This is a genomic window from Microbispora sp. CL1-1, assembly GCF_012034195.1.
Lineage (GTDB): Bacteria > Actinomycetota > Actinomycetes > Streptosporangiales > Streptosporangiaceae > Microbispora.
The window spans coordinates 171812-196529 of record NZ_JAATEK010000010.1 but is presented as its reverse complement, the minus strand read 5'-3'; the positions used below and the strand labels follow the sequence as shown (position 1 = coordinate 196529).

The following is a 24718-nucleotide window of genomic DNA, read 5'->3' as shown; positions in this document are numbered from 1 at the left end:
CACGGCCGTCACACCGATGCCGTACGGCTCCTCAGCCGTCTGCGAGGGCGCGCAGGGCCGGGCGGAGCGTCTCGGCGATCCGTTCCGGGGACGCGTCACGCAGGGCCGTGAGGCCGAGCAGCTGGTGAGCGATCGTCACGCCCAGCATCATGCTGACCATCAGCGCCGCCCGCAGCTCGGCGTCGCCGGCGTCGAGCGCGCCCGCCAGTTGCGCCACCTGCGCGTCGAGCCTGCCGCGCACATCCTCGGCGGCGTCGGGATGGGTGAGCATGGAGCGCATCATCGCCACCGTCGCCTGCGGCAGCGGCCCCGTCTTCATGCCGATCCTGCCCAGCAGCTCCTCGACCGGCTCCAGCTCGCCGTCGAGCGGCGGGATCGACGGGATCCGCACGGCCTGCTCGAACAGCTCCTGCTTCGATCCGAAGTACTGCATGACCAGGGCCGGATCGACCTCGGCGGCGGCCGCCACGGCCCGGATCGTCGTGCGCTGGAAGCCGCGCTCGGCGAAGATCGCGCGCGCGGCGGACATGATGCGCTCCTCGGTGCGGCGCCGGCGCTCTGCCCGGCTCGTCGGCGTCCCCTCCACGCGTCGACTCTACCGGTGTTGACCCGATCGGCCCGTTCGCTCTACAGTCGTTGAGTCAACAACTGTTGAGCGAAACGCTCGAATGATCGGAGTGAACCGATGCCACTCACCGCACGCGAGGTCCTGGCCCGCTATCACCGGGCGATGGCCGACAGGTCGGCCGACGACCTCGCCGACCTCTACGCCGCCGACGCCCTGCACACGTTCCCGTTCCGGACGCCGCTGTTCCCCGCCCGCCTGGAGGGGCGGGAGGCGGTCCGCGCCCTCTATCGGGCGGCGTGGGGCGCGACCCCCGTACGGATCGCCGAGATCCACGACGTCGTCGTCCACGAGGCGGCCGACCCCGAGGTCGTCATCGGGGAGTGGGAGGGCACCGGCACGATCGAGCCGGACGGCCGGCCGTTCCGGGCCACGGGCCTGCTGACCCTGCGCGTACGGAACGGCGAGATCGTGGATGCACGCGACTACATGGACGTGTTCGGCACCTATCACGCGATGGGCCGGCTGAAGGACGTCGTGGCCGCCGCGGAGAGCGCCACCGCCACGGCCTGATCGGGGTCACCCGCCCGCGAGCGCGGCCACAATGGTGCCCATGACGATCTCGGGGACCGTGGTCCGCCGGGCGGAAGCGGCGGACGCCGCGGCCCTCGTCCGCCTGCGCGCCGTGATGCTGGAGGACATGGGGGCGGACGTCGGAGACGAGAGCGCGCCCTGGCGGGCGGCGGCCGAGGCGTGGTTCGTCCGGCGGCTGGGCGATCCGGGGGACTTCGCCGCGTTCGTGGTGGACGACCCGGAGCTCGGCGTGGTGAGCTGCGCGGCGGGCACCTGTGACTCCCACGCGCCGGGGCCGACGAACCCGAGCGGCCTGCAGGGCCACGTCTTCAACATCTGCACCGACCGGCGCCGCCGCCGGCTCGGCCTCGCCCGCGCCTGCCTCGACGCGCTGCTCGCCTGGTATCGCACCGAGACCGAGGTCCGGACGATCGACCTCAACGCCACGCCGTACGGGATCGAGCTGTACCAGTCGCTCGGGTTCGACGCGCCCCGCTATCCGGCCCTCCAACTGCGGCTGGGCCCGCCGCTCGGCCGCGGTTTCGCCGCTCGCTAGAGGTCGGGGCGGTAGCGCACGGTGCGGTGCGCCGGCACGTAGCCGAACGCGTCCTTGATGGCCCGCATGTGCGCGTCGCCGTCGGCGGTGCCGGCGAGCAGCCCGCCGAGGTCCGGGTGGCGTCCTCGCCCACCTCGGCCGGACCCCCGCCCCTGCTCACGATCAAGGGAGCGGCAGGCCCCGGTAGAGGGCCTACGGCAGGAGCAGGGCGCCGCCGCCCGGCGCGCGGCCCCTGTAGATCCGGATGTTCGCCCTCCCCGCCGACGAGTCCTGAGAAGCTCACACGGCTCCTGAGCCCCTGAGCTCACACGGCCCAGCGCGTGAGCTGGGTTATCGTGAAAATGCCACCAATAGACATCAATGTCCGCATTCGTAGTGCCGATCGCGGCGCACGCATCAACGGCCGCTCTCGACAGGGGGAAGGGAACGTCCGATGTCCGAAGTGCTCCTGGCCGTGGACAGGCTGAGGCAGGCCACCAACCGTCATGACCTCGACGCCTTGGCGCAGTGCTTCGACGAACGGGCCGTTCTGGTGTCCCCCGACGGCATCGCCGAGAGCCGGGAGGAGATCACCTCCTATTACCGCCAGTGGCTGGAGGCGTACCCCAACATGGTGATCACTCCGCAGTCGGTGACCATGTTCGGCGACACCGTGGCGGCGGAGTTCACGATCACCGGCACCCACAAGGGACCGCTTCTCTTCCCCGGCGGGGAGGTTCTCGAACCGACCGGGCGGTCCGTCCTCCTGCGCTCGTGCAGCTTCTCCACTGTGGAGGACGGGCTGATCGTCAGCCACCGGCTCTTCTACGACCAGTTGGAGGTGGCGGCCCAGCTCGGCGGCCATCTCTGTCTCGACGGCAACTCCCCGTAGTGCTCCGTCACGACGCGGCGGCGTGTGCCCGCCCGGCGCCGGCCACCCGCGTACGGACCCGCCGGGCACGGGCCGGGGGCGCGAGCGCGAGCAGCAGCAGGAGCGCGCAGGCCCAGGCGAACCAGTCGCCGAACCTCGTGTAGAGCGTGCCGGCCGAGCGGGCGGGCAGCGTCGCGATGACGGACACGACCGGCGCGTCGGCGCTGTGCGCCTCGGCCAGGATCCGGCCGTTGGGGTCGCTCACGACCAGGTCGCCGTCGCGCGCCGCGCGGGCCACCGTGAGCCCGTTCTCGACGCCCCGGGTGACCGCCATCCTCCCGTGCAGCCACCGGTCGCGGTCGAAGTCCCAGGCGGGCACGAACATCGTCGTGGCGCCGCTCCTGCGGTAGTCGCGCACCAGGCCGGGCAGGTCCAGATCGAAGCAGATCGCGATCCCCCAGCGGGAGCCCGAACCGGGCACGAAGGCATCTCGGTCCCCGGGCCGGAAGTCGCTTTCCAGCCCCGGGATGAGGTGGCGCTTGAAATACTCCACCGGCCGGCTCCCGTCGGCGGGCACGTCGACGGCCACGTTGCGCAGGCCGCCCGCCCCCGTGAGGACCAGCCCGGCGATGATGTCGACATGGTGGTCGGCGGCGAGCCGCGCCAGCGGCTCCACCAGCTCGGGCAGCGTCGCGTCGGTGGCGGCGAAGACCTTCTCCGGCATGACCACGACCCGTGCGCCGCGTTCGGCGAGTTCCGGGATCCGCGCCGTGTACGTCCCGAGCAGGGCGCGTCCCTCCGCCGAGTCGACCGCGACCCAGCCGCCCCGGTCGGCGGCGAGCAGCGCCACCTTCTCCGCGCCCGGCCCGTCCCCGCCCGGGCCGTCCTCGTACGGCGTGCGCAGCCGCCAGGCGCCGTACCCCGCCGCAAGGGCCAGGACGACCACGGCGGTCGCCCCGATCCGCAGCCGCCCGGCCGCCCCCGGGGCGAGCAACACGGCGACGGCCGCGGGAGCCCCGAGGACCAGGAAGGTGATCCCCCATGGTCCGGTGACCGAGACGGTCTGCAACACCGGCAGGACGTCGGCCTGGGTGTAGGCCAGGCTCCACCACGCCCCGTTCGGCGACAGCACCGAGACCGCCCACTCGACGACGACCCAGGCCGCCGGCACGACGGCGGCGGCCGACAGCGGACGGCCCCGCAGCATCAGCGCCCGTGACAGCAGGACGACCAGCCCGAACAGCAGCGCCGACCCGACGAGCATCGACACGACCATCGGCGGCGGAATCCGCACCGTGCCGAGGAAGTAGCCCCACATCGCCGTCTCACCGCCGAGCCACGCGGCCGACGCCGCGACGAACGCGGTGCGGGCGCCGGCGCGATGAGCGAGGACGAGCACCGGCAGCGGTGCGAGCCAGGTGACCCAGGGCACCGGCGTGAGCCCGGTGCCGAAATGGAACAGCGTCGCGGACAGCGCCGTGGCGGCGAGCGCCACCACCGGACGCCGAATCGGTGGATTCATCGAGCGGCCTCCTTCTCCAGCCGCCCCGACCCTCCGGCATCCGGCCTCGGCGCACATCACCGGCGAGAGCGAACCGGGTGCCGGTCGCGAGGACCGGAACCGCTCGGAGCCTGGTGGCATCGCGTCTCACTCGAAGGAGTGAGACGGTCATCGCCCGGGCGGTGGAGGCGGCCGCGGGCGTGGCCCGAATACCCTTGCCGGGTTCCCTCCGACAACCTCCGGAGCCGGTCAATGCGGGCGAGCATCCTCAGCCATTCGAGGGCCGACGTCGCGATCGCCGTCGTCGTCACCGTGATGACGGTGACGCCCGTGCTCGTCCCCCATCGGCAGCCGTGGTGGGCCGTGGCGCTCGCCGTGCTGATGTCGGTGCCCGTGCTGTGGCGGCGCCGCGCCGTCCTGTCCGCCGGGGCGGTGGTCGGCTGCGCCACGACGGCCTTGTCGATCGCGATGAAGTCGCTGCCGCACTCCGGGGCTCTGATGCTGCTGCTGCCGTACGGCGTGCTGGTGTGCACCTACACGTTCGCGGCGGCGGATCTGTCCCGGGTGCGGCGCGCCGTGGGCATCGCGGGTCTCGCCGCCGGGGTCGCCGTGTCGCTCGTCGTCCCGCACGAGAACCTGGAGACCTACCGGTATCTCCTCACCGCGATCGTCGCCGCGTACGCCCTCGGCGTGGGCGCACGCGCCCGGCGGGCCGGCCGGGACGCCGAACGGGAGCGCGAGGCCCGCATCCGCGAGGAACGCGCCGCCGCCGTCGCACGCGAACGCACCCGGATCGCCCGCGACATGCACGACATCGTGACCCATTCGGTCGGTCTCATGGTGATCCAGGCGGAGACCGGCCCGCTGGTCGTGCGCGATCACCCGGAGAAGGCCGAGGCGGTCTTCGAGGCGATCGCGGCGGCCGGGCGCGACGCGATCGGCCAGCTCCGCCTGATCCTCGGCGCGCTGCGCGCGGGCGAGACACCCGGCGGCCCGGCTCTTGCCCGGGGGCCGCAGCCGGGGCTCGACGCTCTGCCCGGCCTGCTGGACAACGCCCGCCGGGCGGGCCTGGAGGTCTCCGCCGACGTACGCGGCGAGCCGCGCCGCCTGCCCTCCGACGTGGACATCGCCGCATATCGGATCATCCAGGAGGCGCTGACCAACACGATCCGGCACGCCGGAGCGAGCGCCGTCCGGGTGGGGCTCCGCTGGTCCGGTGACACCCTGGACGTCGAGGTCGCCGACAACGGGCGGGGCACGCGGGAGCCGCGGGAGGGACACGGCATGATCGGGATGCGGGAGCGGGTCGCGGCGTGCGGCGGCCGCCTGGCCGTACGGGCCGGAAACCCGGGTCTCACCGTCACCGCGACCCTGCCGATCGGCTGACGGCATGCTGCGCGTGCTCGTCGCCGACGACCAGGACCTGTTCCGCGGCGGCTTCGCGATGATCCTCGACGCCCACGACAACATCACAGTGGTCGGCGAGGCGGCCGACGGCGCGGAGGCCGTCGCCAAGGCCGTCGAGCTGGAGCCCGACGTGGTGCTCATGGACATCCGCATGCCCGGCATGGACGGCGTCGAGGCCACCGGCGAGGTGTGCCGCAGGACCGGCGCGAAGGTGCTGGTCCTGACGATGTACGACGTCGACGAGTACGTCTGCGACGCCCTGCGCGCCGGGGCCAGCGGCTTCCTGCTCAAGGACGTGCGCCGCGACGACCTCGCGCGCGCCGTCCGCCTGGTCGCGGGCGGGGAGTCGCTGCTGGCCCCGGCGATCACCCGGCGCCTGATCGCCGAGTTCGTCGGCCGTGGCCGCGCCCGCCCCCGGCTGCGGCAGCGACTCGGCGAGCTGACCGACCGGGAGATGGACACGCTGCGCCTGCTCGCCCGCGGCCGGTCGAACGCCGAGATCGCCGCGGAGCTGGTGGTCACCGAGCACACGGTCAAAAGTCACGTGAGCAACCTGCTGACGAAACTCGACCTGCGCGACCGCGCCCAGGCCGTCGTCTTCGCGTACGAATCCGGCCTGGTGGTCGCCGGTGATCAGGAAATGCCGTGAACCGCGCGCGTGTGATCACGCCGTGAATATTTCACCGGATCCGGCGACGAGCGGCGGGCCTCGGGCGGAGTTTTCCGAGGTGCCGCGCGATCCCGGCTGATTCGTCCGGAACGGGATATTTCCGCTTCGGCGAATCGTGTACACGAGCCGGGCCATTGCCGAGTCTGGGGAGCGTCGGCCCCCATGCGCGAACCCATGCTCGCGAACCCGGGCGCGAAACCCGTGTTCGCGGACCCGTGCTCACGAGCCCGGGCGCGAAACCCGTGTTCGCGGACCCGGGCTCACGAACCCCGGGCTCACGAACCCGGGCGCGCGCCGGAACGGGCGCCGGCACGCCAGAGCCGGTCACCGCACCCCTGGAGACGACCCCATGCCCTTCGGCCACCAACGGTTCGCCCGCAGGATCCTGACGGCCGCCGCGGCGGCCCTCCCCATCGCGGCGGCGGCCGTGGCGACACCGGTGCTGGGCGCCGCGTCCGCCGACGCCGCCGTCACCTGCCAGGTGACCTACACGAGCACCCAGTGGGGCACGAACTCGGGCGGCTTCACGGCCGGGGTCGAGGTCAGGAACACCGGCGAAGCCCTGACCGGCTGGAAGCTGACGTTCACCTTCCCCGGCTCGCAGAAGCTCACGCAGGGCTGGTCGGCCCGGTGGACCCAGTCCGGCAACCGCGTCGTCGCCGACAACGAGCCGTGGAACGGCGCGGTGACGTCCGGCGGGACGTTGTACCTCGGGTTCAACGGCTCCTGGACAGGGAGCAACCCGCCGCCGACGGACTTCGCCTTCAACGGCGTGCCCTGCGAGGTCGTCGTGCCGGGCACGTCGCCCAGCCCGAGCCCGTCCCCCAGCCCGAGCCCCAGTCCGAGCCCCAGTCCGAGCCCCAGTCCGAGTCCGAGCGGGGACGTGCCGGTGGACAACCCGTTCCTCGGCGTCCAGGGGTACGTCGACCCCGATTGGGCGGCCGATGTGGAATCCTCCGCCACGCGGGTGGACGACGCGACCGCGCGGAAGATGCGCGGCCTGGAGCAGACGCCCACGGCGATCTGGCTGAACCGCATCGCGGACGTCATCGGTGGCTCCGGAGTCACCCGTACGCTGAAGGACCATCTCGACACCGCCGTCGAGCAGGGGGCCGGCTACATCACGCTCGTCCTCCACGACCTGCCCGACCGCGACTGCCGGTCGCTGGTCTCCAACGCCGAGCTGCACACTCAGGAGGACGGCCTCAACCGCTACAAGGCGGAGTTCGTGGACCCCATCGCCGCCCTCCTGGCCAGGCCCGAATATCGCGACCTGCGCGTCGCCGCCGTCATCGAGCCGCGCGCCCTGATCGATCTCATCGTTGGGCAATACAGCATCTATCCGTGCGACCAGGCGGCGGCGTCGGGCGTCTACGTGACGGGCATCCGCTACGCCCTCGACAAGCTCGCGCCCCTGCCCAACGTCTACACCTACCTCGACGCGGGCAGCGCGGGATGGGGCGGCTGGGACGAGAACTTCAACGCGCTCACGAACCTGATCACCGACACCGTGCGCGGCACAGCGGCCGGCCTGAACAGCCTGGACGGCATCGCCACGAACGTCGCCGACTACGTCCCCCTCGTGGAGCCCTTCCTGACCGACGCGAACCAGACCGTGGCCGGTCAGCCGATCAAGCTGAGCAGGTTCATCGACTGGAACCCCTACCTGAACGAACGGGACTACGCCCTCGCGATGCGGACCGCCCTGATCGCCAAGGGCTTCTCCGCCGCGCTCGGCGTGGTCGTCGACACCTCCCGCAACGGCTGGGGCGGGCCCGACCGGCCCACCGCGGTGAGCACCTCGCTCGACGTCAACACCTTCGTCGATCAGAGCCGCATCGACAGGCGTCCGTCGCGGGCCGCGATGTGCAACCAGAAGGGCGCGGGACTGGGAACTCGGCCGGTCGCCGCTCCCGCCCCCGGCGTCGACGCCTACCTGTGGATCAAGCGGCCCGGCGAGTCGGACGGCGCGGGCGGGCCGATCCTGCCCGAGGGTTCCGACCGGCTGCTCGACAGCACGTGCGACCCCAACGGCTCCCTCGGGCCCGTGTCGGACTCGATCCGGCCGACCGGCGCCCTCCCCAACGCGCCGCTGCCGGGCGACTGGCACCACGAGCAGTTCGTGATGCTGGTCGACAACGCCTACCCGGCGCTGTGAGCACGCGGCGCGTTCTCACCTGTCCACCCGGCCCAGGAGCACCTGCGCGTCGGCGCTGAGCGGCGCCTGGGCCGAGGTGTCCACCTGCGAGGTGATGTCGATGCCGTTCCCGAACTGACTCCACAGGCCGAGAATGGCCGCCGCCCGCGCGACGATGAGCGCGATCCCGCTGCCCGCCGCACCGAGCCGGTAGACGACGGCCACCGGAGTCAGCCGCGACGCGAGACCGCCCGGGCGGGTCTGGGGGTCCGCGCGTCCATGGGGACGGCCATGACGGTCAGCACCCATGACGGTCAGCACCAGGAACAGCAGCAGCACCCGCACAACCGACCACCCGTACGCGATCGCTCCCGAAGGGTGAGTCGCGCGGAAGGCCGCATCGGTTACGGAACTCCGCCTGCCGGCCTCGTCAGGGACCGGTCAGGCGGCGCTCGCCCTTGGGTGTGATCACGTAGACCTGCCAGGTGTAGTAGGCGTAGTAGTTCCTGATGTCCCGCTTCATCTGGCGCGCGTGCAGCAGGACCGCGTCCACGTACGCGTTGGAGTGGTTATAGGCGTACAGCGCGCGCCGGTAGTCGCCGGGCGCGCCCGACGCGTGGAGGTAGTTGGCCGCCGCGAGGAGAGCATCGCCGGTGTCGTTGATGTCGCCGCCCATGCCGTACGCCTTCCAGGTGCCCGGCATGAACTGCATCGGGCCCTTCGCGCCCACGTAGCTCGGCGAGCGCACCCGCCCGAACTTGGTCTCCACGAGCATCACCGCCGCCAGCACCTCCCAGTCGACGCCGAACCGCCGTTCGGCGCGCCGGAAGGCGGCGAGCAGAGCGTCGGCGGGCTCCGCCGGTCTGACCTTGATCTTGATGGGCCCGCTGACGGGGTGGGCGAGGGAGAGCAGGTCGCGGATGGCCGTCACGTTGTCGCGCGCCCGCGCGGCCGTGTCCTTCGGCAGCTTCGCGTACGTGCGGGACGCGACCCCGGGATTGCGGGCCAGATAGCGGTAGACGCGCTGCTCGTACAGGGACAGCAGGACCACCGGCTCGGGCGCCTCGCCCCTCGCGGGGTCGCCCGTGCGTCGCCAGTCGTCGATCGCGTCACGCAGCCGCTCCACCGTACGGGTAAGGGCGTCGGCCAGCCGCTTGGGGTCCTTGGGAATCGCCGCGTCCGGCGCGGGCAGGCTCGGTGTCTTCCCGGGGCCGGCTGAGGACCGTTCCGGCGCGGCCGGGGTCACGCGCTCGCGGGGAGCGACCGAGGCGGCCTCGCCCGCCGCGCCCGCGCATCCCGAGAGCGGGACGACGACGGCGGCGAGCGCGGCGGCCAGCACCGCACGGCGCGGCGGCAGCGGGTTCACGGCAGGCTGATCGTTCATCGTCACCAACGTATTCCCAGCGGTGACGATCCATGCCCTCTTCACCAGGCTGCGAGGGAACGTTTTACGGCCGACCCGATTTTCCCCGCCGCGGAAATCGCTGTTGACTCGCGCACTTATCGCCCACTAATCGTCGTCACGTGCGACTCCCTCGCGTGAAATTCGAACACCGTCCGCACCGTTACGAGGACGGCACCATTCGCATCGGCGGCGAGATTTACGGGATCGCCGCCGAAATCGCGGACCCGGACGGCTGGGTGTGGACGGCCCTCACGCTGATGGACGGCACCCGTTCCCGCGAGGAGATCGCCGAACGGCTGCGCCTGGCCCATCCGGAGCTGCCGGACGCGACGTCGATCGTCGAGGAACTGACGGCCACCCGATATGTGGAGGACGCCGCGGCGGTGCCGCCCGCCGGGCTGAGCGAGCGCGAACTCGACCGTTACAGCAGGAACCACGCGTTCTTCCGCGCCGTCGACGCCGTCCCGCGCGCCCACGGCTGGGAGGCCCAGGTCCGGCTGAAGGCCGCGCGGGTCGTAGTGCTCGGCCTGGGCGGCACCGGCTGCCACGCGGCCTGGGCGCTCGCCGCCGTCGGAGTCGGCACGATCCACTGCGTCGATCCCGACCTGGTGGAGCTGTCCAACCTCAACCGCCAGGTGCTCTACGGCGAGGCCGACGTGGGGCGGCCGAAGGCGGAGGCGGCCGTCGACCGGCTCCGGAGCGTCAACTCCGACATCACAGTCACCGGCGAACGCCGGAGCATCGGCAGCAGGCGCGAGCTGGACGAGCTGATCACGGGCTACGACGCGCTCGCCCTCTGCGCGGACCGGCCCACGGGGCACAGCCTCAGGGTGTGGGCCAACCGTGCCTGCGCCGCCGCGAACATCCCCTGGGCCGGCGGCGGATACAGCGGACCACTGGTCACCGTCGGGTGCTTCGCCCCCAGGGAAGGCACCTGCTACGAGTGCCTGAGCAGCGGCGAGGAGGCGCGGCGCCGTCCCGGCACGCCGGTGAACCTCGGCGGCCCCGGCGTGATCGCCACCTCGGCGGGCGTGTCCGGCCAGCTCGTCGCCCACGCGCTGCTCGGGCTGCTGACCGGGGTGCCCGTGCCGCCGGTCGGCACCATCCAGGGCCTCAACCTGATCGCCGCGGACCACCACGTGTGGGTCCGGCACCCGCCGCGCCCCGGCTGCCCCGTGTGCGGCACCCGAGCGCCGGCGCGCAATTCGCCGCGAGGAACGACCGAAAAAGACGCCGGCCGAATAAACAGACAGCGGTCTTGACCGTTCCCGTCAACAAGACGAATCGTGAACGGGTTTTCGCGAGAGCATCCATCTCTCCTGCCCGGATTCTTCCGCCGCATCGGGACCTTCCGCCTCCGACACCGGCCGTACGCCGTGGCACCGGTCAGGACCCCGCGTACGAGCCGGTGGTCAGCTCCTCGATCAGCCCGGGGCCCGCGGGGGACCAGCCGTACAGGCGGCGGGCGCGGGAGGCGTCCAGCGGCGACGAACGGGTGAGCGTGGCGGCGAGCGGCCCCATCGCGGCGGTCCCCTGCTCCAGCGTGAGCGACACGGCCTGGGCGCCGGTCAGGGCGGCGGCGGCCTCGGCGATCCGTCGCATCGGGGTGCGCTCGGCCGAGGCGGCGTTGACGACGGCGCCCGGCCCGCCGTGCTCAAGCACGGCGACGTACAACGCCGCGAGGTCGTCGACGTGCACCGACGACCACTCGTTGGCGCCGTCGCCGATGTAGGGCACCATCCCGTTCTGCCTGCCCGCGCCGATGAGCCCCTGGAGCAGGCCCGACCCGCCGCGCCCGTAGACCAGCGCGGCCCGGATAACCGTGCCCGCCACGTGGCCGGCGTCGAGGACCTGCCGCTCGCCGAGGACCTTGTAGGGCTGGGGTGACGTCTCGGGAGCGACGGGGTGGTCCTCGTCCACGGTCGCGCCCTGCCGGTCGGGGTAGACCAGGCCCGTGCTGGTGTAGACGAACCGGCCGCCCTCGTTCAGGCCGTCCAGCAGCGCCGCGAGGGCGGCGCGCTCGATGTCGCCCATCTCGGGATCGGTGTAGTCGACGGCGGTGTGCACGACGGCTTCGGCCGATGCGGCGGCGCCGCGCAGGACGTCGAGGTCTCGCAGGCTTCCGGACACCGCCTTGGCGCCCAGCGCTTCGACCCGCTCGCGGGCCCGGTCGGACCGGGCCAGGGCGACCACCTCGTGCCCGGCCCTGACGAGGTGCTCGGCCACGACGCCGCCGACGTAGCCGCTCGCGCCCGTGATGAGAACTCGCATGATCACATGCCTTCCGTGAGGTCGGTGACCGGCGGCGCGTCACACCGCCACCGGTCGATGCCATCCCCACGGTCGCCCGGGCCGTCGCGCACAACCAGGGACCACGAGTCCGTGGCTGCGGGGTACGCATGGCCGATTTCCGACGTACCGTCGCAGGTATGGACAAGCACGGCCTGGCGAAGTTCCTGCGCGGCAAGCGTGAGCAGGTCAGCCCTGCCGACGTCGGCCTGCCCGAGGGACGCCGCCGCCGTACGCCCGGCCTGCGGCGCGAGGAGGTCGCCCAGCTCGCGTACATCTCGGTGGACCACTACACGCGGCTGGAGCAGGCGCGAGGGCGGCACCCGTCGCGGCGCGTGCTCGACGGGATCGCCCGCGCCCTGCGCCTGTCGGACCAGGAGCGGGCCCACCTGTTCGACCTGGCCGGGGAGCGGGAGGAGAGCCGATCGCCCGAGCCCGCACGCGAGGTGCGGCCGAGCACGCGGCAACTGATCGACCGGCTGACCGACGCCGCCGCGATCGTCGTGGACGACACCTGCCGGGTGCTGGCCTGGAACCCGCTGGCGGCGGCCCTGTTCGAGGACTTCTCCGCGCTGGCGGGCGAGGAGCGCAACGTCATCCGGCGCTACTTCCTGCATCCCGACCCCGAGCGGCGGCACTACGGCATGGGCATCTCGGAGCGGTTCGTCGTCACGGCCGTCAGCTACCTGCGCGTCGCCCTCACCCGCTATCCCGGCAGCCGTGAGCTGAGGAGCCTGGTCGAGGAGCTGCTGGCCGGGAGCGCCGACTTCGCCCGCCTGTGGAACTCCCAGCGGTTCCACATCGAACGGCACCTGCACCACACCGTGCGGCACCCGCGCGCCGGGCGGATCGAGCTGGACTACGACGTGCTGACCGTGCCCGACCAGGAGCAGCAGGTGGTCATCTTCACCGCCGAGCCCGGGTCTCCGGCGTACGAGTCCCTGCAGTTCCTCAAGGTCATCGGCGCCGAACAGGTGGGCGCCGAGCAGGTGGCCGCCGGCGCCTGACGCCTCCCGCGTTGCCGCTGCGCGCGGTGCCGCGCGATGCGATGTAAAAAGTTCTATACATCACGTCAAAAACAGATTACCTTCGAGGTGTCAAAGATTTTGTACACCCGAAGGGAATCGATCATGACTCACGAGGAGAAGCGCGCCTGGATCCGGCTGATCGTCGCCGTGATCGCCTACACCGCGTACGTCGTCGTCATCCTCAGACGTGCGGAGGGAGGCCCGTTACCCGACGTGCCGTACGCCGCCGCCCTGCTGTGGACGATCGGCGGGGCGATCGCCGCGGCGATCCTGGCCGAGATCGGGATGGCGATCGTCAACCCGCGGGCATCGCGCGTCATCGACGTCCGCGACAAGGAGATCGGACGGTTCGGCGACTACACCGGCCAGGCGTTCGTCGCCATCGGCGCGGTCGCGGCGATGCTCATGGCAGTGGCCGAGTGGGACAGGTTCTGGATCGCCAACGTGATCTACCTCTTCTTCGTCCTGTCGGCGATCCTCGGCGACGTCACCAAGATCATTCTCTATCGCAGGAGCGTTCCGACGTGGTGAAGCCCACGCATGTGACGAACCGCATCCGCGCGCTGCGGTTCGCCCACGACGAGATGACCCAGGCCGAGCTCGCCGAGCGCATCGGCGTGACCAGGCAGACCGTCATCGCCATCGAACAAGGGCGCTACTCGCCCTCCCTGGAGATGGCGTTCCGGATCGCCCGGGTGTTCGGTGTCCCGCTCGACGACGTGTTCCAGTATCCCGACCTCCCGGAAGGACCGCCATGAAAGCCATCGTCCAGGACACGTACGGCCCGGCCGACGTACTCGAACTGCGTGACGTCGACCACCCCCCGATCGGCGACGAGGACGTGCTCGTCGAGGTCCGCGCCGCCGCCGTCGACCCCGGTGTGTGGGTCCTCATGACCGGCCGGCCCTACCTCATGCGCCTCGCGGGCTTCGGCATGCGCCGGCCCAAGGTCGGGGTCCGGGGCCGCGACCTGGCCGGGGTGGTGACGGCCGTCGGCGCCCGCGTCACCCGCTTCGGGCCAGGCCAGGAGGTGTACGGCACCTGCGAAAGCGGCTCGTACGCCGAATACGCGTGCGCGCGGCAGAGCAGGCTCGCGCCGAAGCCGGCCGGTCTCACCTTCGAACAGGCCGCCGCGGTGCCGGTCTCCGGCATGACGGCGCTGCAGGCCGTCCGTAATGTCGCCCACGTCCGGCCGGGACAGCGGGTGCTGGTGATCGGCGCGTCGGGAGGCGTGGGGTCGTTCGCCGTACAGCTCGCCAAGGCGGCCGGCGCGAGCGTCACCGGCGTGTGCTCGGCGGCGAACGCCGGGCTCGTGCGATCGCTCGGAGCCGACGACGTCATCGACTACGCCCGCGAGGAGATCGACCGCGACGGCGCACGCTATGACGTCGTCATCGACACCGCGGGAAACCGGCCGCTGTCTCTGCTGCGCCGCGTCCTGACCCCGCGCGGGACGCTGGCGATCGTCGGGGGCGGCCACGTGGCGTACCGCTTCACCGGGGGCATGGGACGCACGTTCCGGGCGCCGCTGCTGTCGATGGTCACGGGGTCGATGTTCAGAGGGCAGCGGCTGCGCCCGGTGATGTCCAGGGATCGCGCCGAACACCTGGAGGAACTGACGCGGCTCATCGAGTCGGGCGCCGTCACCCCCGCGATCGACCGCGCCTATCCCCTCAACCAGGCGCCCGACGCGATCCGCCGCCTCATGGACGGCCACCCCGCCGGCAAGGTCGTCGTCACCGTCTGACCCCCCTCAAGGAGTCAGGGGGATCCGGCGAGCGCGGCCTCGCGCAACGCCGCACTGCTGCTCGCCGCCGCACGCGAGCTCGTCGCGGAGCCGGGGCCGGAGGTCGCGCTGGACGAGGTGGCGCGGCGAGCCGGCGTCGGCAACGCGATCCTGTATCGGCACTTCCCCACCCGCGCCGATCTCCTCGTCGCCGTGTACGCGGACGAGGTCGCGGAGTTGTCCCGTCCGTGCGCGGCCGGCGTGTCCCCCGCCGACGCGCTCTTCTCCTGGCTGGACGCGTTCGTCGTGCACGTCGCGACGAAGCGGCCGCTCGCCCTCGCGGCCACGGAAGGTCCCACCGGCCGTCGCAGCGCGTTGTTCGACCAGTGGCACGCCTCGATCCGCGCCACCGCGTCCGACCTGCTGCGGCGGGCGCAGGACGCAGGCGCCGTACGGCCCGGCGTCACCGTGACCGACCTGCTGGCCCTCGCGGGCGGCGCGGCACTCACCGGAACCGATGTGGCCCACGCCCGGCGGCTCACCGCGCTCCTGCGCAGCGGCCTGGAAGCCGGCGACTGAAGGTTCGGCTCCTCGGACCAGAGCGGGTCTGGCGAAAAGTGATATCACTTTGCTAGTGTCGTGCTAGACACCGAGGAGAAGACATGACAGACCTGCAGATCTCCGTCGACATGCCGGCCCCCCAGACCCACGAGCGGACGGCGCGGGCGACGGCCGGGTGGCCGCTGCTGGTCCTGGCCCTGCTCGCCCTGCTGAGCCCGTTCGCGCTGATCCCGATCGGAGCCGTCGTCGCGGCCGGCGGCAACGGCGGCACGGGAGCGGCGCTGATCATCGCCGGGGTGCTGCTCCTCCTGACGGCCATCGTCGTCTTCAGCGGGCTCACCGCGGTCGCCCCCGGCGAGGCACGCGTGATCCAGTTGCTCGGCCGCTACGTGGGCACGGTCCGCACGCCCGGCCTCCGGTTCGTGGCTCCCTTCACGCAGAAGCGCCGGGTGTCGACCCGGATCCGCAACCACGAGACCGACATCACCAAGGTCAACGACGCCGACGGCAACCCGATCGAGATGGCCGCCGTGGTCGTGTGGCAGGTCGAGGACACGGCGAAGGCCGTCTTCGAGGTCGACGACTTCGTGGAGTTCGTCGCCTTCCAGACCGAGACCGCGGTGCGTCACATCGCCGGCAGCTACCCGTACGACGGGCACGACGACATGCTGTCCCTGCGGCAGAACGCCGAGGAGATCACCGGCCGCCTGTCGGCCGAGATCCAGGCCCGGGTGGCCTCCGCCGGGGTCAAGGTCATCGAGTCGCGCATCACCCGCCTGGCGTACGCCCCCGAGATCGCGCAGGCGATGCTGCGCCGCCAGCAGGCCGGAGCGGTCGTCGCGGCCCGCCAGCGGATCGTGGACGGCGCGGTCGGCATGGTCGAGGCCGCCCTGGCCCGCCTCGACGAGCACGACGTGATCGAGCTCGACGAGGAGCGCAAGGCCACCATGGTCAGCAACCTGCTCGTCGTCCTGTGCGGCGACCGCGACGTGCAGCCCGTGGTGAACACCGGCTCCCTGTACCACTAGACCGTGGCGACCGAAAGAAAGAGCATCCTGCTCAGGCTGGACCCGGCGGTGCACGACGCGCTGGCCCGCTGGGCCGGCGACGAACTACGCAGCACCAACGCCCAGATCGAGTTCCTGCTGCGCCGGGCGCTGTCGGAGGCGGGACGGCTGCCCGGCAACGCCGGTCGCATCCCCCGGCGCGGCAGGCCCGCCAAGAAGGAGGCCCCGCCTCCGGAGGCTCCCGTCACGAAGCCTCCCGTCACCGATCCGCCCACCGCCGATCCGCCCACCGCCGATCCGCCCACCGCCGATCCGCCCACCGCCGGTCCGCCCACCGCCGGTCCGCCCGCCGCCGGTCCGCCCGCCGCCGATCCACACGACGACTGAGAGGAAGGCAGCTCCGTGGACGTCCCCCGCTCCCTGACGGCCCAGCTCTACCTGCTGGCCTACGACCCCCGCAAGGAGCGGGTGGTGACGAACTTCCGCTTCCCCTACCTGCTGCGCGCCGCCGCGCTCACCGACCTGCTGCTGACCGGCCGGATCGCCGACGACGGCGGCAAGGTGCGCGTGGTGTCGGAGGAGCGGCTCGCCGACCCGGTTCTCGACGGCCTGCTGCACCAGATCGCCCAGTCGGGGCCCCGGCCGTGGCGGCACTGGATCGGCAAGGACACCCGCGCGACGGCCCGGGCGGTCCGCGACGAGCTGGAGACGAAACGCTGGATCAGGGTCGAGCTGCGACAGCCGTTCCTCGTCTTCAACCGGAGCCACGTCCGCGTACGCGACACGCGAGTGGTGAAGCGACTCGCGACGCGGGTCTCCGCCGCTCTCACCGGCCCGGTCTCCCGCGTCGGGGACCACGAGGCCGCCCTTGTCGGCCTGGCCGCGGCGGCGGAGCTCGGGACGATCCTCCCGCGCGCCAGGCGACGGGCGTACAAGCAGCGCATCGCCCTGCTGTCCGAACGCGGCGGCCCGGCGACACCGGCCCTCCGCAAGGTCATCCAGCAGGCCCACGCCATGAGCGGCGGCTGAGGGCGGGCCGCATGAGATTTGCCGATCCGGCAACGGGATTCGGGCGAACGGCCAGGCCGGCGGGATGATCGGTGGCGGCTCTCGCGGAGCGGACAAGGCCTGGAGCACCGCCACTTGGAGGAGACGCATGTCGCACCACGTCGCAGAGATCACGCATCGTACGGTGTCCGTGCCGGGCGGCCGGATCCATGTCGCGGAGCGGGGGACCGGGCCGCTGGTGCTGCTCGTCCACGGCTTCCCCGAGTCGTGGTACTCCTGGCGCCATCAGCTTCCGGCGCTCGCGCAGGCCGGATATCGGGCCGTCGCGCTCGACGTCCGCGGTTACGGCCGATCCTCGAAGCCCGCCGCGGTGGACGGCTACCGGATGCTCGCCCTGGTGGAGGACAACGTCGCGCTGGTGCGCGCCCTGGGCGAGGAGTCCGCGGTGATCATCGGTCATGACTGGGGCTCCCCCATCGCGGCCACGTCCGCCCTGCTGCACCCCGAGGTGTTCCGCGCGGTGGGGCTGCTGAGCGTGCCCTACACTCCGCCCGGCGGCCCCCGGCCCACCGACGTCTTCGCCCGGATGAGCGGTGACCAGGAGTTCTACATCTCCTACTTCCAGGAGCCCGGCCGTGCCGAGGCCGAGATCGAACCCGACGTGCGGGGCTGGCTCGCGGGCATCTACGCGGCGCTGTCCGGCGACACCATGCCCGGCCCCGACGCTCCCGCCCCGCACTTCGTCAGCCCGGGGGCGACGCTGCGCGACCGGTTCCCCGGCGGGCCGCTGCCGTCCTGGCTCACGGAGGACGACCTGGAGGTGTACGCCGGGGAGTTCGAACGCACCGGCATGACCGGCGCGCTCAACCGCTATCGCAACATGGACCGCGACTGGGAGGACCTCGCCGGTTTCCGCGGGGCCCCCGTCAAGCAGCCCTCCCTGTTCATCGGCGGCAGTTCGGACGCCTCCGTGACCTGGATGGCCGGCGCGATCGACGCCTTCCCCGCGACCCTTCCCGGGCTGGTCTCCTCCCACCTGCTGGACGGCTGCGGCCACTGGGTGCAGCAGGAACGTCCCGCCGAGGTCAACCGGCTCCTGACCGAATGGCTCGCCGCCCTGCCCACCGCCTGAAGACACGCTCCGCCGTGCCGGTCCGGCCTCCCGGCACGGCTCGACGTGCTCGCCCGCATCCGGAAAGAGCTGGGCCGATCCCGGGCCGCCGATCGCCTCGCGGCGTTCACCTGCCGCACGTACGGAGCATGTTGAGCAGGGCGGTCCTCTCCTTACGGGTCACGAAGAGCCGGTAGTGGTGCTTCACCGTGATCCACGAGGTCGCGTAGCGGCACCAGTAGGCGCGGCGCGGCGGACGCCAGCTCTGCGGTCCCTGGCCTCCCTTGGCGATGTTGACGGAGTGGCTCACCACGACCAGCTCGGGGCGGCTCAGGTCGTTGGCGAACGCGCGCCGCTTCGCCTGGCTCCATCTCTTCGCGCCGGAGCGCCAGGCGTACGCCAGGGGGACGACGTGGTCGACGTCGATCTCCTTCACGCTCTTCAGCACCTTGCCGTCGTACGGGCTGTGCCAGACGCCCTTCACGGCCTGGCACGCCGCGTTCCTCCGTACGCCCCGGCCCTGGCGGGCGAGGACCACCTCCCGTGCGTCGCACTCCCCCTTGTGTTGCGCCCATCGCGGCTGGAACCGCCGGTGGCTGTAACCGCGTATTGACAACGGCTTGGCCACCCTCAGATCCGCCAGCATGCGGCTGGCCGACGCGCCCGCGTCCGCCCGGCCGCGGGCGTCGGCGGCGGCCTGCGGGGCGATCGCGACAGCGGTGATCGGAAGGACGGCAAGGGAGAGCGCGGCGGCCCGGAGGGTGCGAGGTACGGAGATCATGCGTTCAGCCATATCAGTCCCTCCCCGTGGGGCGTGACGATATGCGAAAGGCACCGGGCGATCTTCGGGGAATGCCGGACGATCGCCGATCGTTTCAAGGGAAGTTGAACATTCAATTAGGAGGCGGCCATGCCCGCTGTCACCGCCGACACCCTGACACTGCCGCACGTCGCCGCGCCGGACCCCGCCGTCGCGGCACCACGCCCCGTTCGCTCGGTGACGACCGCGCCCAGCGGTTTCGAGGGCGAAGGCTTCCCCGTACGGCGTGCGTTCGCCGGAGTGCCGCAGCAGATGCTCGACCCGTTCATCCACATGGACCAGATGGGCGAGGTCGAGTACGCCCCCGGCGAGCCGAAGGGCACGCCGTGGCACCCGCACCGCGGTTTCGAGACGGTCACCTACATCATCGACGGCATCTTCGAGCACCAGGACTCCAACGGCGGCGGCGGCACCATCACCAACGGCGACACTCAGTGGATGACCGCCGGGTCCGGCCTGCTGCACATCGAGAAGCCCCCGGAGCACCTGGTGGTCTCGGGCGGGCTCTTCCACGGCATCCAGCTGTGGGTGAACCTTCCTCGCGCGCACAAGTTCCACCTGCCGCGCTACCAGGACATCCGGGGGAAGGAGGCGGCGCTGCTCGCCTCTGCCGACGGCGGCGCGCTGCTGCGGGTGATCGCCGGTGATCTGGACGGGCACGCGGGCCCGGGCGTCACGTTCACCCCGATCACGATGGTGCACGCCACCGTCAGCCCCGGCGCCCGGCTCGACCTGCCGTGGAACCCGGAGTTCAACGCCCTCGCCTACGTTCTGGCCGGTCAGGGCACCGTGGGCGCCGAGCGGCGGCCGATCCGCAAGGGACAGCTCGCCGTCTTCGGCCCGGGCGGGTCGCTCACCCTCGCGGCGGACACCGCCCAGCCGCAGGCCGAGCCCAATCTTGAGGTGCTGCTGCTCGGCGGGCGGCCGATCCGTGAGCCGGTCGTGCACTACGGGCCGTTCGTGATGAACACCCGCGCCGAGATCATCCAGGCGATGGAGGACTACCAGGCGGGCCGCCTGGGCGTCATCCCCGCCGAGCGGGTTCCGCACGCCGACGGACCCCTGTCCACGACGGACTGACCCCAACCGGCGCCCGCCCACCCGGCGGGCGCCGGTAAGCAGGCCGGCCGAGGAGCGCGCCGGGCGCGCTGGGAGGGTGCCAGAGCACGCCGCGCGCGCTGGGAGGGTGCCAGAGCACGCCGGGCGCGCCGGGCGCGTGCCGGAGCGCGTCAAAACGCGCTGGGGCGCGCCCACCCGCCGCTCGGCCGGCCTCACGCGGCGGAGCCGCGATTTCCGCCGTCACTCCGTTCCGAGCCGCCCGCTGATCGTACGCAGCGCTTCGAGGAGATCGCGGGCCGACGGAGCCTGCTCGGGATCCACGAGCCACTGGGACGCCATCCCGCCGAGCAGCGCCTGGTAGAACGCGCCGACGGCCATGGCCTTGCGTTCGTCCGCGGCCGGATCCAGATGTTCGAAGATCGCCGCCAGGCCCAGCTTCGCCTGCCGGTTGGCCGCGGCGAACGCCTCGCGCAGCTCCGGCTGCCGGTCCATCTGGGCGATGAGCTCGAACTGGATGGCCCACAGCGGCCGCATCGCGGCGGACGACTCGATGATCCGCGTCCAGGTCGCCTCGAACCGCTGCGCGGGCGAGCCGCCGAGTGACGCGTCCGCGGCGAGGGTCTGCTCGATCTCCTTTCCCCACTCCTCCATCGCCTCGATGAGGGCCGCGTCGAGCAGGGCCTTCGTCGATCTGAAGTGATAGCCGATGGCGGCGAGGCTCGTGCCGGCGGCCGCCGCGATGTCACGCGCGGTGGTGCCGGAGTATCCCTTCTCCATCAGGCACCGCTTGGCGCCCGCGAGCAGATCTTCCCGGTTTCCCATGCTCAGAGCCTAGCCTACGGTTCACACAAATGTCTTGGACAATCGTGCTAGACAGATGATTAAGACGCTTGTACAGTTCCTGGCATGACGAACATCCTGATCTCCGGTGGAAGCGTCGCCGGGCTGACGCTGGCGTACTGGCTCCGCGAGCACGGCTTCGCGGTGACCGTCGTCGAGCGCGCCCCCTCCCTGCGGGACGGCGGCTACAAGATCGACATCCGGGGAGCGGCGCTCGACGTCGTCTCCCGCATGGGCCTGCTCGACGAGGTGCGGCGGCACAGCACGGACATGCGGGTCGCGCGTTTCGTCGACGCCCGGGGCCGGCAGATCGGCACGATGAGCGCGCAGTTGTTCGGCGGCCGCGAGGGCGACGACGTCGAGATCATGCGCGGCGGCCTCACCCGGCTCCTGCACGCGGCGGCCGGAGACGGCGTCGAGTACGTCTTCGACGACTCCATCACCGCCCTGCGGGAAACCCCCGAAGGAGTGCACGTCACCTTCGCGAACGGCGCTCCTCGCACGTTCGACGTGGTGGTGGGGGCCGACGGCCTGCACTCGAACGTGCGCGCGCTGGCCTTCGGCGAGGAGTCGCGGTTCGTCCACGACCTCGGGCACTACATCTCGATCTTCACGGTGCCGAACCACCTCGGCCTGGACCGCACGGAGATGATGCATCCGGCGCCGGGCAGGAGCACCGGGATGTACAGCACGGCGCGCGCCGACGACGCCAAGGCGATGTTCCTGTTCTCCTCGCCGCCGCTGGAGTACGACCGGCGCGACCCCGCCCAGCAGAAGAAGCTGCTCGCCGGCCTCTTCTCCGGCCAGGGCTGGGAGGTTCCGCGCCTCCTCGACGCCATGGAGGACGCGCCCGACTTCTATCTCGACTCGATCAGCCAGGTGCGCATGGACCACTGGTCGTCGGGCCGGGTGACACTCGTCGGCGACGCGGCCTACTCGGCCTCGCCCGCGTCCGGTCAGGGCACCAGCCTGGCCCTGGTCGGCGCCTACGTTCTCGCGGGCTGCCTCGCCGAGGCCGCGGGAGACCACGCCGCCGCCTTCACCGCGTACGAGCGCGAGCTGCGGCACTTCGTGGAGGAGAACCAGAAGCTCGCCGAGGGCAACCTCAGGGGCATGGTGCTGAAGTCCGCGGCGCAGATCCGGTTCCAGATGCTGATGCTGCGGCTGATGCCGCACCTGCCGGGCAGGAACCGCATGATCGAGCGGGTCACCGAGCCGATCCGCAAGGCCGCGACCGCGATCACGATCAGGGACTACCGGGCCCAGGCCGCGTAGCCACCCGCACGCACCGGCAACATTTCCGGGTTGTCCGGCATCTCACCCCGCATGAGACTGCGCACGGTTCTCGCGACACTCGTCCTGGCCGCCGTTGCGCTGGGCGGGCAGCCCGCGACGGCCGCCACTCCGGTCACGATCGCGTACGCCAGGTGGACGCACACCTGGGAACTGGTGCTGACCGACGGACACGTGGTGAAGGTGCCGGAAGCGCTCGCCGTGGCGCCCCCGACGCGGTCAACCCGGGGGCGCGGGCCGCGTTCCTGGTCAGCGGGGACGGCCGGCGCTTCTTCTACTTCCGCAAGTCGGACGGCCGGTTCGCCGAGCGGACCCTGCACGGCAGGGAACATGTGATCCGCGACCTAACCGTGGCCACGACCGGCGAAGAATGGCCGTCGGTGTCGTACGACGGCGGTTTCGTGGTCACCAAGACCTCGGCACCGGGCCTGGGAGCCCTGCTGGACCTGCGGAAGGGCAGGAGCCTGCCGCTGCCCGGAAAGACGGACACCTGGAACTTCGCGGGATTCAGCCCGGACGGCGCGCGGCTGCTGATGCAAGGGGAAGACGGCCGGATGACGGTGTTCGACCGGGGGCTGCGCACCCGCCTGCGGTCGAAGACGCGGCTGTGGGCGACGGCCCTGGCGAACGACCACGTCACGGCGGCGGAGCCGGTCGGCTCGTGGCCGAAGTCGCGCACGCTGCGCCTGGTCGACCTGCGCACCGGCAAGGCGAGCCGCACCGTGACCGTACGGCTCCCGCGCGGGCGGCGGATCGACGACCTCGACTTCGACAAGGCGGGACACCTGGTCGTCCGGTCGAAGACCGAAACCGGAGTGACGGTCTACCGGGTCTCGAAGACGACCGGCGTGGTGACGCGGGTGCGGAGCCTGGTCAGGCCCGACGCGAAGATCTGGGTGCTCCCCGGTGACGACGCGTACGAGCCGTGGACGGAGAAGAAGTGACTCCGGCCCTTCCGCGACGTGTGAACGACTCCCCTCGGTCAAACGTCGTACTGGTGAGCGGAAGGGGAAGCATCGTGCGCACCGTACTCGTCTCGGGCATATCGGCGATCGGGCTGGCGTTCCTGCCGGCCGCGGCGGCCTCGGGAGCGGCCCACCAGGGCGGCCAGGCCGGGGAGACCGCGCCCACGTGGCGGCTGGCCAAGGTGAACACCCTGCCCGGGGACGACGTGCTCGACGACGTGACGGTCCTCGGCAACGGGTCGGTGTGGGCGGCCGGCCACCGGGTCGTGAACGGCACGCGGCGGGGCCTGGTCGAGCGGTTCGACGGCCGATCGTGGAAGGTGCTCCCCGGCAGCCCGTCGTACGAGCTGACGGCCGTGACCGCCGGCTCGGACAAGAACGTGTGGGTCTTCGGCCCGGGGAAGGCGAGCCGGTGGAACGGCCGGACATGGACCACCTTCTCGCTCGGCAGCGGCTTCTCCACGACGGACGCCGACGGCACGGGCGCGAAGGACGTCTGGGCGGTCGCCGACTCCTCGGCCTCGGCCAGGCACTGGAACGGGTCGTCGTGGCGGAGCGTCCCGCTGCCGGCCCACGCCGCCGCCGTCGACGCGTACAAGGCCGGTGACGTCTGGGCGGCGGGGGCCAAGGGCACCCGTCCCGCGATCATGCGGTGGAACGGGAAGTCCTGGGCGCTGGTGCCCACCCCCGCGATCAAACTGCCCGCTCGCGACGCCGCCGCGGTGCTCACCGACATCGCCGTCCTCGGCCCCCGCAACGTGTGGGCCGTCGGCGGCGTGAGCTGGGAGGGCGCCGACGACCAGGGCGACGACAAGATCTACGACCGCCCCCTGGTCATGCACTGGAACGGCCGCTCGTGGACCGCCTCGGTCGGCGCCGTCAACGCCCAGCCGTACACGGAGGTGGAGCCCGACGGCGCGGGCGGCGTGTGGATCGTGCAGAGCGACTGGAACTCCACCCTGTGGCATGTCACGGGTTCGACGTGGCGGAGCACCCCGATCCCCCGGAAGGCCGGCACCGACGCCGCCCTGTTCTCGATCGCGCGCAGGCCCGGGACGACGACGCTGTGGGGCGCCGGGTTCACCGCGCCGCAGGGCGACCCCGACGACCCCTCCGCCAACGGCGCCTTCTGGCGTACGAACTAGCCATCCGGCAGGTCACGCCCGCTCGTGCAGGGCGGCAGCCGGGCGGCGCAAGCGACGATCAACGCCCCCCGGACCACAGGCGGGCAGCCGAGGGGCCGAAGGCCGCCAGGGTCAGGATGTACGCCGCCGACAGGGCTTACTCGCCTTCCTCCGCAGGTCAGGCCCACCATGGGACGAGCGTGACCAGCGCCACATCTCTTCC

26 protein-coding genes and 1 pseudogene are annotated in these 24718 nt (G+C 71.9%); 20 read left to right on the top strand and 7 right to left on the bottom strand.

Going from position 1 to position 24718, the window contains the following annotated elements; all coding sequences use genetic code 11:
* Positions 1 to 31: 31 nt before the first annotated feature.
* Positions 32 to 529, bottom strand: coding sequence for a TetR/AcrR family transcriptional regulator (locus HCK04_RS15520; RefSeq protein ID WP_142648031.1), 498 nt, complete (start codon positions 527 to 529; stop codon positions 32 to 34).
* A gap of 156 nt (positions 530 to 685) precedes the next feature.
* Between HCK04_RS15520 and HCK04_RS15515 the strand changes: the two genes are divergently transcribed.
* The 3 genes from HCK04_RS15515 to HCK04_RS15505 all read left to right on the top strand — a co-directional run bounded on the left by HCK04_RS15515 (position 686) and on the right by HCK04_RS15505 (position 2565).
* On the top strand, positions 686 to 1138 hold the full coding sequence (locus HCK04_RS15515) for a nuclear transport factor 2 family protein (protein ID WP_142648030.1): 453 nt from the start codon (positions 686 to 688) through the stop codon (positions 1136 to 1138).
* A gap of 40 nt (positions 1139 to 1178) precedes the next feature.
* The gene (locus tag HCK04_RS15510) at positions 1179 to 1694 is read left to right on the top strand and encodes a GNAT family N-acetyltransferase (protein WP_205830255.1); all 516 of its coding nucleotides are present in this window, start codon (positions 1179 to 1181) and stop codon (positions 1692 to 1694) included.
* A gap of 433 nt (positions 1695 to 2127) precedes the next feature.
* On the top strand, positions 2128 to 2565 hold the full coding sequence (locus HCK04_RS15505; RefSeq protein WP_142648029.1) for a nuclear transport factor 2 family protein: 438 nt from the start codon (positions 2128 to 2130) through the stop codon (positions 2563 to 2565).
* Positions 2566 to 2572: 7 nt separating this feature from the next.
* On the opposite strand, the gene HCK04_RS15500 is transcribed toward HCK04_RS15505, so the two are convergent.
* Positions 2573 to 4066, bottom strand: coding sequence for a nitrilase-related carbon-nitrogen hydrolase (locus tag HCK04_RS15500; protein ID WP_168065958.1), 1494 nt, complete (start codon positions 4064 to 4066; stop codon positions 2573 to 2575).
* Positions 4067 to 4297: 231 nt separating this feature from the next.
* On the opposite strand from HCK04_RS15500, the gene HCK04_RS15495 reads away from it, so the two are divergent.
* The 3 genes from HCK04_RS15495 (at position 4298) to HCK04_RS15485 (ending at position 8280) form a co-directional block, all read left to right on the top strand.
* Positions 4298 to 5431 (top strand): sensor histidine kinase, encoded by a 1134-nt coding sequence (locus HCK04_RS15495; protein ID WP_168065956.1) that lies wholly within the window; start codon positions 4298 to 4300, stop codon positions 5429 to 5431.
* 4 nt (positions 5432 to 5435) lie between these two features.
* Positions 5436 to 6101: a response regulator transcription factor gene (locus HCK04_RS15490; RefSeq protein ID WP_142648026.1), complete on the top strand. Its 666-nt coding sequence runs from the start codon at positions 5436 to 5438 to the stop codon at positions 6099 to 6101.
* A gap of 370 nt (positions 6102 to 6471) precedes the next feature.
* Positions 6472 to 8280, top strand: a complete 1809-nt coding sequence (locus HCK04_RS15485) for a glycoside hydrolase family 6 protein (RefSeq protein ID WP_142648025.1) — start codon at positions 6472 to 6474, stop codon at positions 8278 to 8280.
* 15 nt (positions 8281 to 8295) lie between these two features.
* On the opposite strand, the gene HCK04_RS15480 is transcribed toward HCK04_RS15485, so the two are convergent.
* Entirely contained in the window at positions 8296 to 8604 is a 309-nt protein-coding gene (locus HCK04_RS15480) for a DUF6185 family protein (protein ID WP_142648024.1), read from the bottom strand.
* An 85-nt stretch (positions 8605 to 8689) separates the two neighbouring features.
* Complete coding sequence (locus tag HCK04_RS15475) at positions 8690 to 9643, bottom strand: lytic murein transglycosylase (RefSeq protein ID WP_142648023.1); 954 nt, start codon at positions 9641 to 9643, stop codon at positions 8690 to 8692.
* A gap of 155 nt (positions 9644 to 9798) precedes the next feature.
* Between HCK04_RS15475 and HCK04_RS15470 the strand changes: the two genes are divergently transcribed.
* Positions 9799 to 10926 carry a ThiF family adenylyltransferase gene (locus HCK04_RS15470; RefSeq protein ID WP_142648022.1) on the top strand — a complete coding sequence of 376 codons (1128 nt, stop codon included), beginning with the start codon at positions 9799 to 9801 and terminating at the stop codon, positions 10924 to 10926.
* A 124-nt stretch (positions 10927 to 11050) separates the two neighbouring features.
* Here the strand turns inward: HCK04_RS15470 and HCK04_RS15465 are convergent, their stop codons facing one another.
* Positions 11051 to 11935 (bottom strand): NAD-dependent epimerase/dehydratase family protein, encoded by an 885-nt coding sequence (locus tag HCK04_RS15465; protein ID WP_142648021.1) that lies wholly within the window; start codon positions 11933 to 11935, stop codon positions 11051 to 11053.
* 158 nt (positions 11936 to 12093) lie between these two features.
* On the opposite strand from HCK04_RS15465, the gene HCK04_RS15460 reads away from it, so the two are divergent.
* From HCK04_RS15460 to HCK04_RS15420, 9 genes and pseudogenes are all read left to right on the top strand, one after another.
* Positions 12094 to 12960 carry a helix-turn-helix transcriptional regulator gene (locus tag HCK04_RS15460; RefSeq protein ID WP_142648020.1) on the top strand — a complete coding sequence of 289 codons (867 nt, stop codon included), beginning with the start codon at positions 12094 to 12096 and terminating at the stop codon, positions 12958 to 12960.
* Between the two features lie 123 nt (positions 12961 to 13083).
* Positions 13084 to 13512: a hypothetical protein gene (locus HCK04_RS15455; RefSeq protein ID WP_142648019.1), complete on the top strand. Its 429-nt coding sequence runs from the start codon at positions 13084 to 13086 to the stop codon at positions 13510 to 13512.
* Positions 13506 to 13739, top strand: a complete 234-nt coding sequence (locus HCK04_RS15450) for a helix-turn-helix transcriptional regulator (RefSeq protein ID WP_142648018.1) — start codon at positions 13506 to 13508, stop codon at positions 13737 to 13739. Before HCK04_RS15455 ends, HCK04_RS15450 begins: the two co-directional genes overlap by 7 nt.
* Positions 13736 to 14728, top strand: coding sequence for an NAD(P)-dependent alcohol dehydrogenase (locus tag HCK04_RS15445; protein ID WP_142648017.1), 993 nt, complete (start codon positions 13736 to 13738; stop codon positions 14726 to 14728). The genes HCK04_RS15450 and HCK04_RS15445 overlap by 4 nt, the downstream gene beginning before the upstream one ends.
* Positions 14729 to 14782: 54 nt before the next feature.
* Positions 14783 to 15286, top strand: coding sequence for a TetR/AcrR family transcriptional regulator (locus HCK04_RS15440; protein WP_142648016.1), 504 nt, complete (start codon positions 14783 to 14785; stop codon positions 15284 to 15286).
* Positions 15287 to 15369: 83 nt separating this feature from the next.
* On the top strand, positions 15370 to 16296 hold the full coding sequence (locus tag HCK04_RS15435; protein WP_142648015.1) for an SPFH domain-containing protein: 927 nt from the start codon (positions 15370 to 15372) through the stop codon (positions 16294 to 16296).
* Positions 16297 to 16299: 3 nt separating this feature from the next.
* Positions 16300 to 16494: pseudogene (locus tag HCK04_RS44205) on the top strand (hypothetical protein); the annotation flags it as partial.
* Between the two features lie 183 nt (positions 16495 to 16677).
* Entirely contained in the window at positions 16678 to 17304 is a 627-nt protein-coding gene (locus HCK04_RS15425; protein ID WP_142648014.1) for a GPP34 family phosphoprotein, read from the top strand.
* A gap of 127 nt (positions 17305 to 17431) precedes the next feature.
* On the top strand, positions 17432 to 18415 hold the full coding sequence (locus tag HCK04_RS15420; RefSeq protein WP_142648013.1) for an alpha/beta hydrolase: 984 nt from the start codon (positions 17432 to 17434) through the stop codon (positions 18413 to 18415).
* 106 nt (positions 18416 to 18521) lie between these two features.
* Here the strand turns inward: HCK04_RS15420 and HCK04_RS15415 are convergent, their stop codons facing one another.
* Positions 18522 to 19175, bottom strand: a complete 654-nt coding sequence (locus HCK04_RS15415; protein WP_142648076.1) for an HNH endonuclease family protein — start codon at positions 19173 to 19175, stop codon at positions 18522 to 18524.
* A gap of 129 nt (positions 19176 to 19304) precedes the next feature.
* Here HCK04_RS15415 and HCK04_RS15410 point away from each other — a divergent pair, with 129 nt between their 5' ends.
* On the top strand, positions 19305 to 20294 hold the full coding sequence (locus HCK04_RS15410) for a pirin family protein (protein WP_142648012.1): 990 nt from the start codon (positions 19305 to 19307) through the stop codon (positions 20292 to 20294).
* 219 nt (positions 20295 to 20513) lie between these two features.
* Here the strand turns inward: HCK04_RS15410 and HCK04_RS15405 are convergent, their stop codons facing one another.
* Positions 20514 to 21095, bottom strand: a complete 582-nt coding sequence (locus HCK04_RS15405) for a TetR/AcrR family transcriptional regulator (protein WP_142648011.1) — start codon at positions 21093 to 21095, stop codon at positions 20514 to 20516.
* Between the two features lie 84 nt (positions 21096 to 21179).
* Here HCK04_RS15405 and HCK04_RS15400 point away from each other — a divergent pair, with 84 nt between their 5' ends.
* From HCK04_RS15400 to HCK04_RS15390, 3 genes are all read left to right on the top strand, one after another.
* On the top strand, positions 21180 to 22388 hold the full coding sequence (locus HCK04_RS15400; protein ID WP_142648010.1) for an FAD-dependent monooxygenase: 1209 nt from the start codon (positions 21180 to 21182) through the stop codon (positions 22386 to 22388).
* 152 nt (positions 22389 to 22540) lie between these two features.
* On the top strand, positions 22541 to 23350 hold the full coding sequence (locus HCK04_RS15395; protein ID WP_142648009.1) for a hypothetical protein: 810 nt from the start codon (positions 22541 to 22543) through the stop codon (positions 23348 to 23350).
* A gap of 74 nt (positions 23351 to 23424) precedes the next feature.
* A complete protein-coding gene (locus tag HCK04_RS15390; protein WP_142648008.1) occupies positions 23425 to 24516 on the top strand; it encodes a hypothetical protein in 1092 nt (363 codons plus the stop codon).
* Positions 24517 to 24718 lie beyond the last annotated feature (202 nt).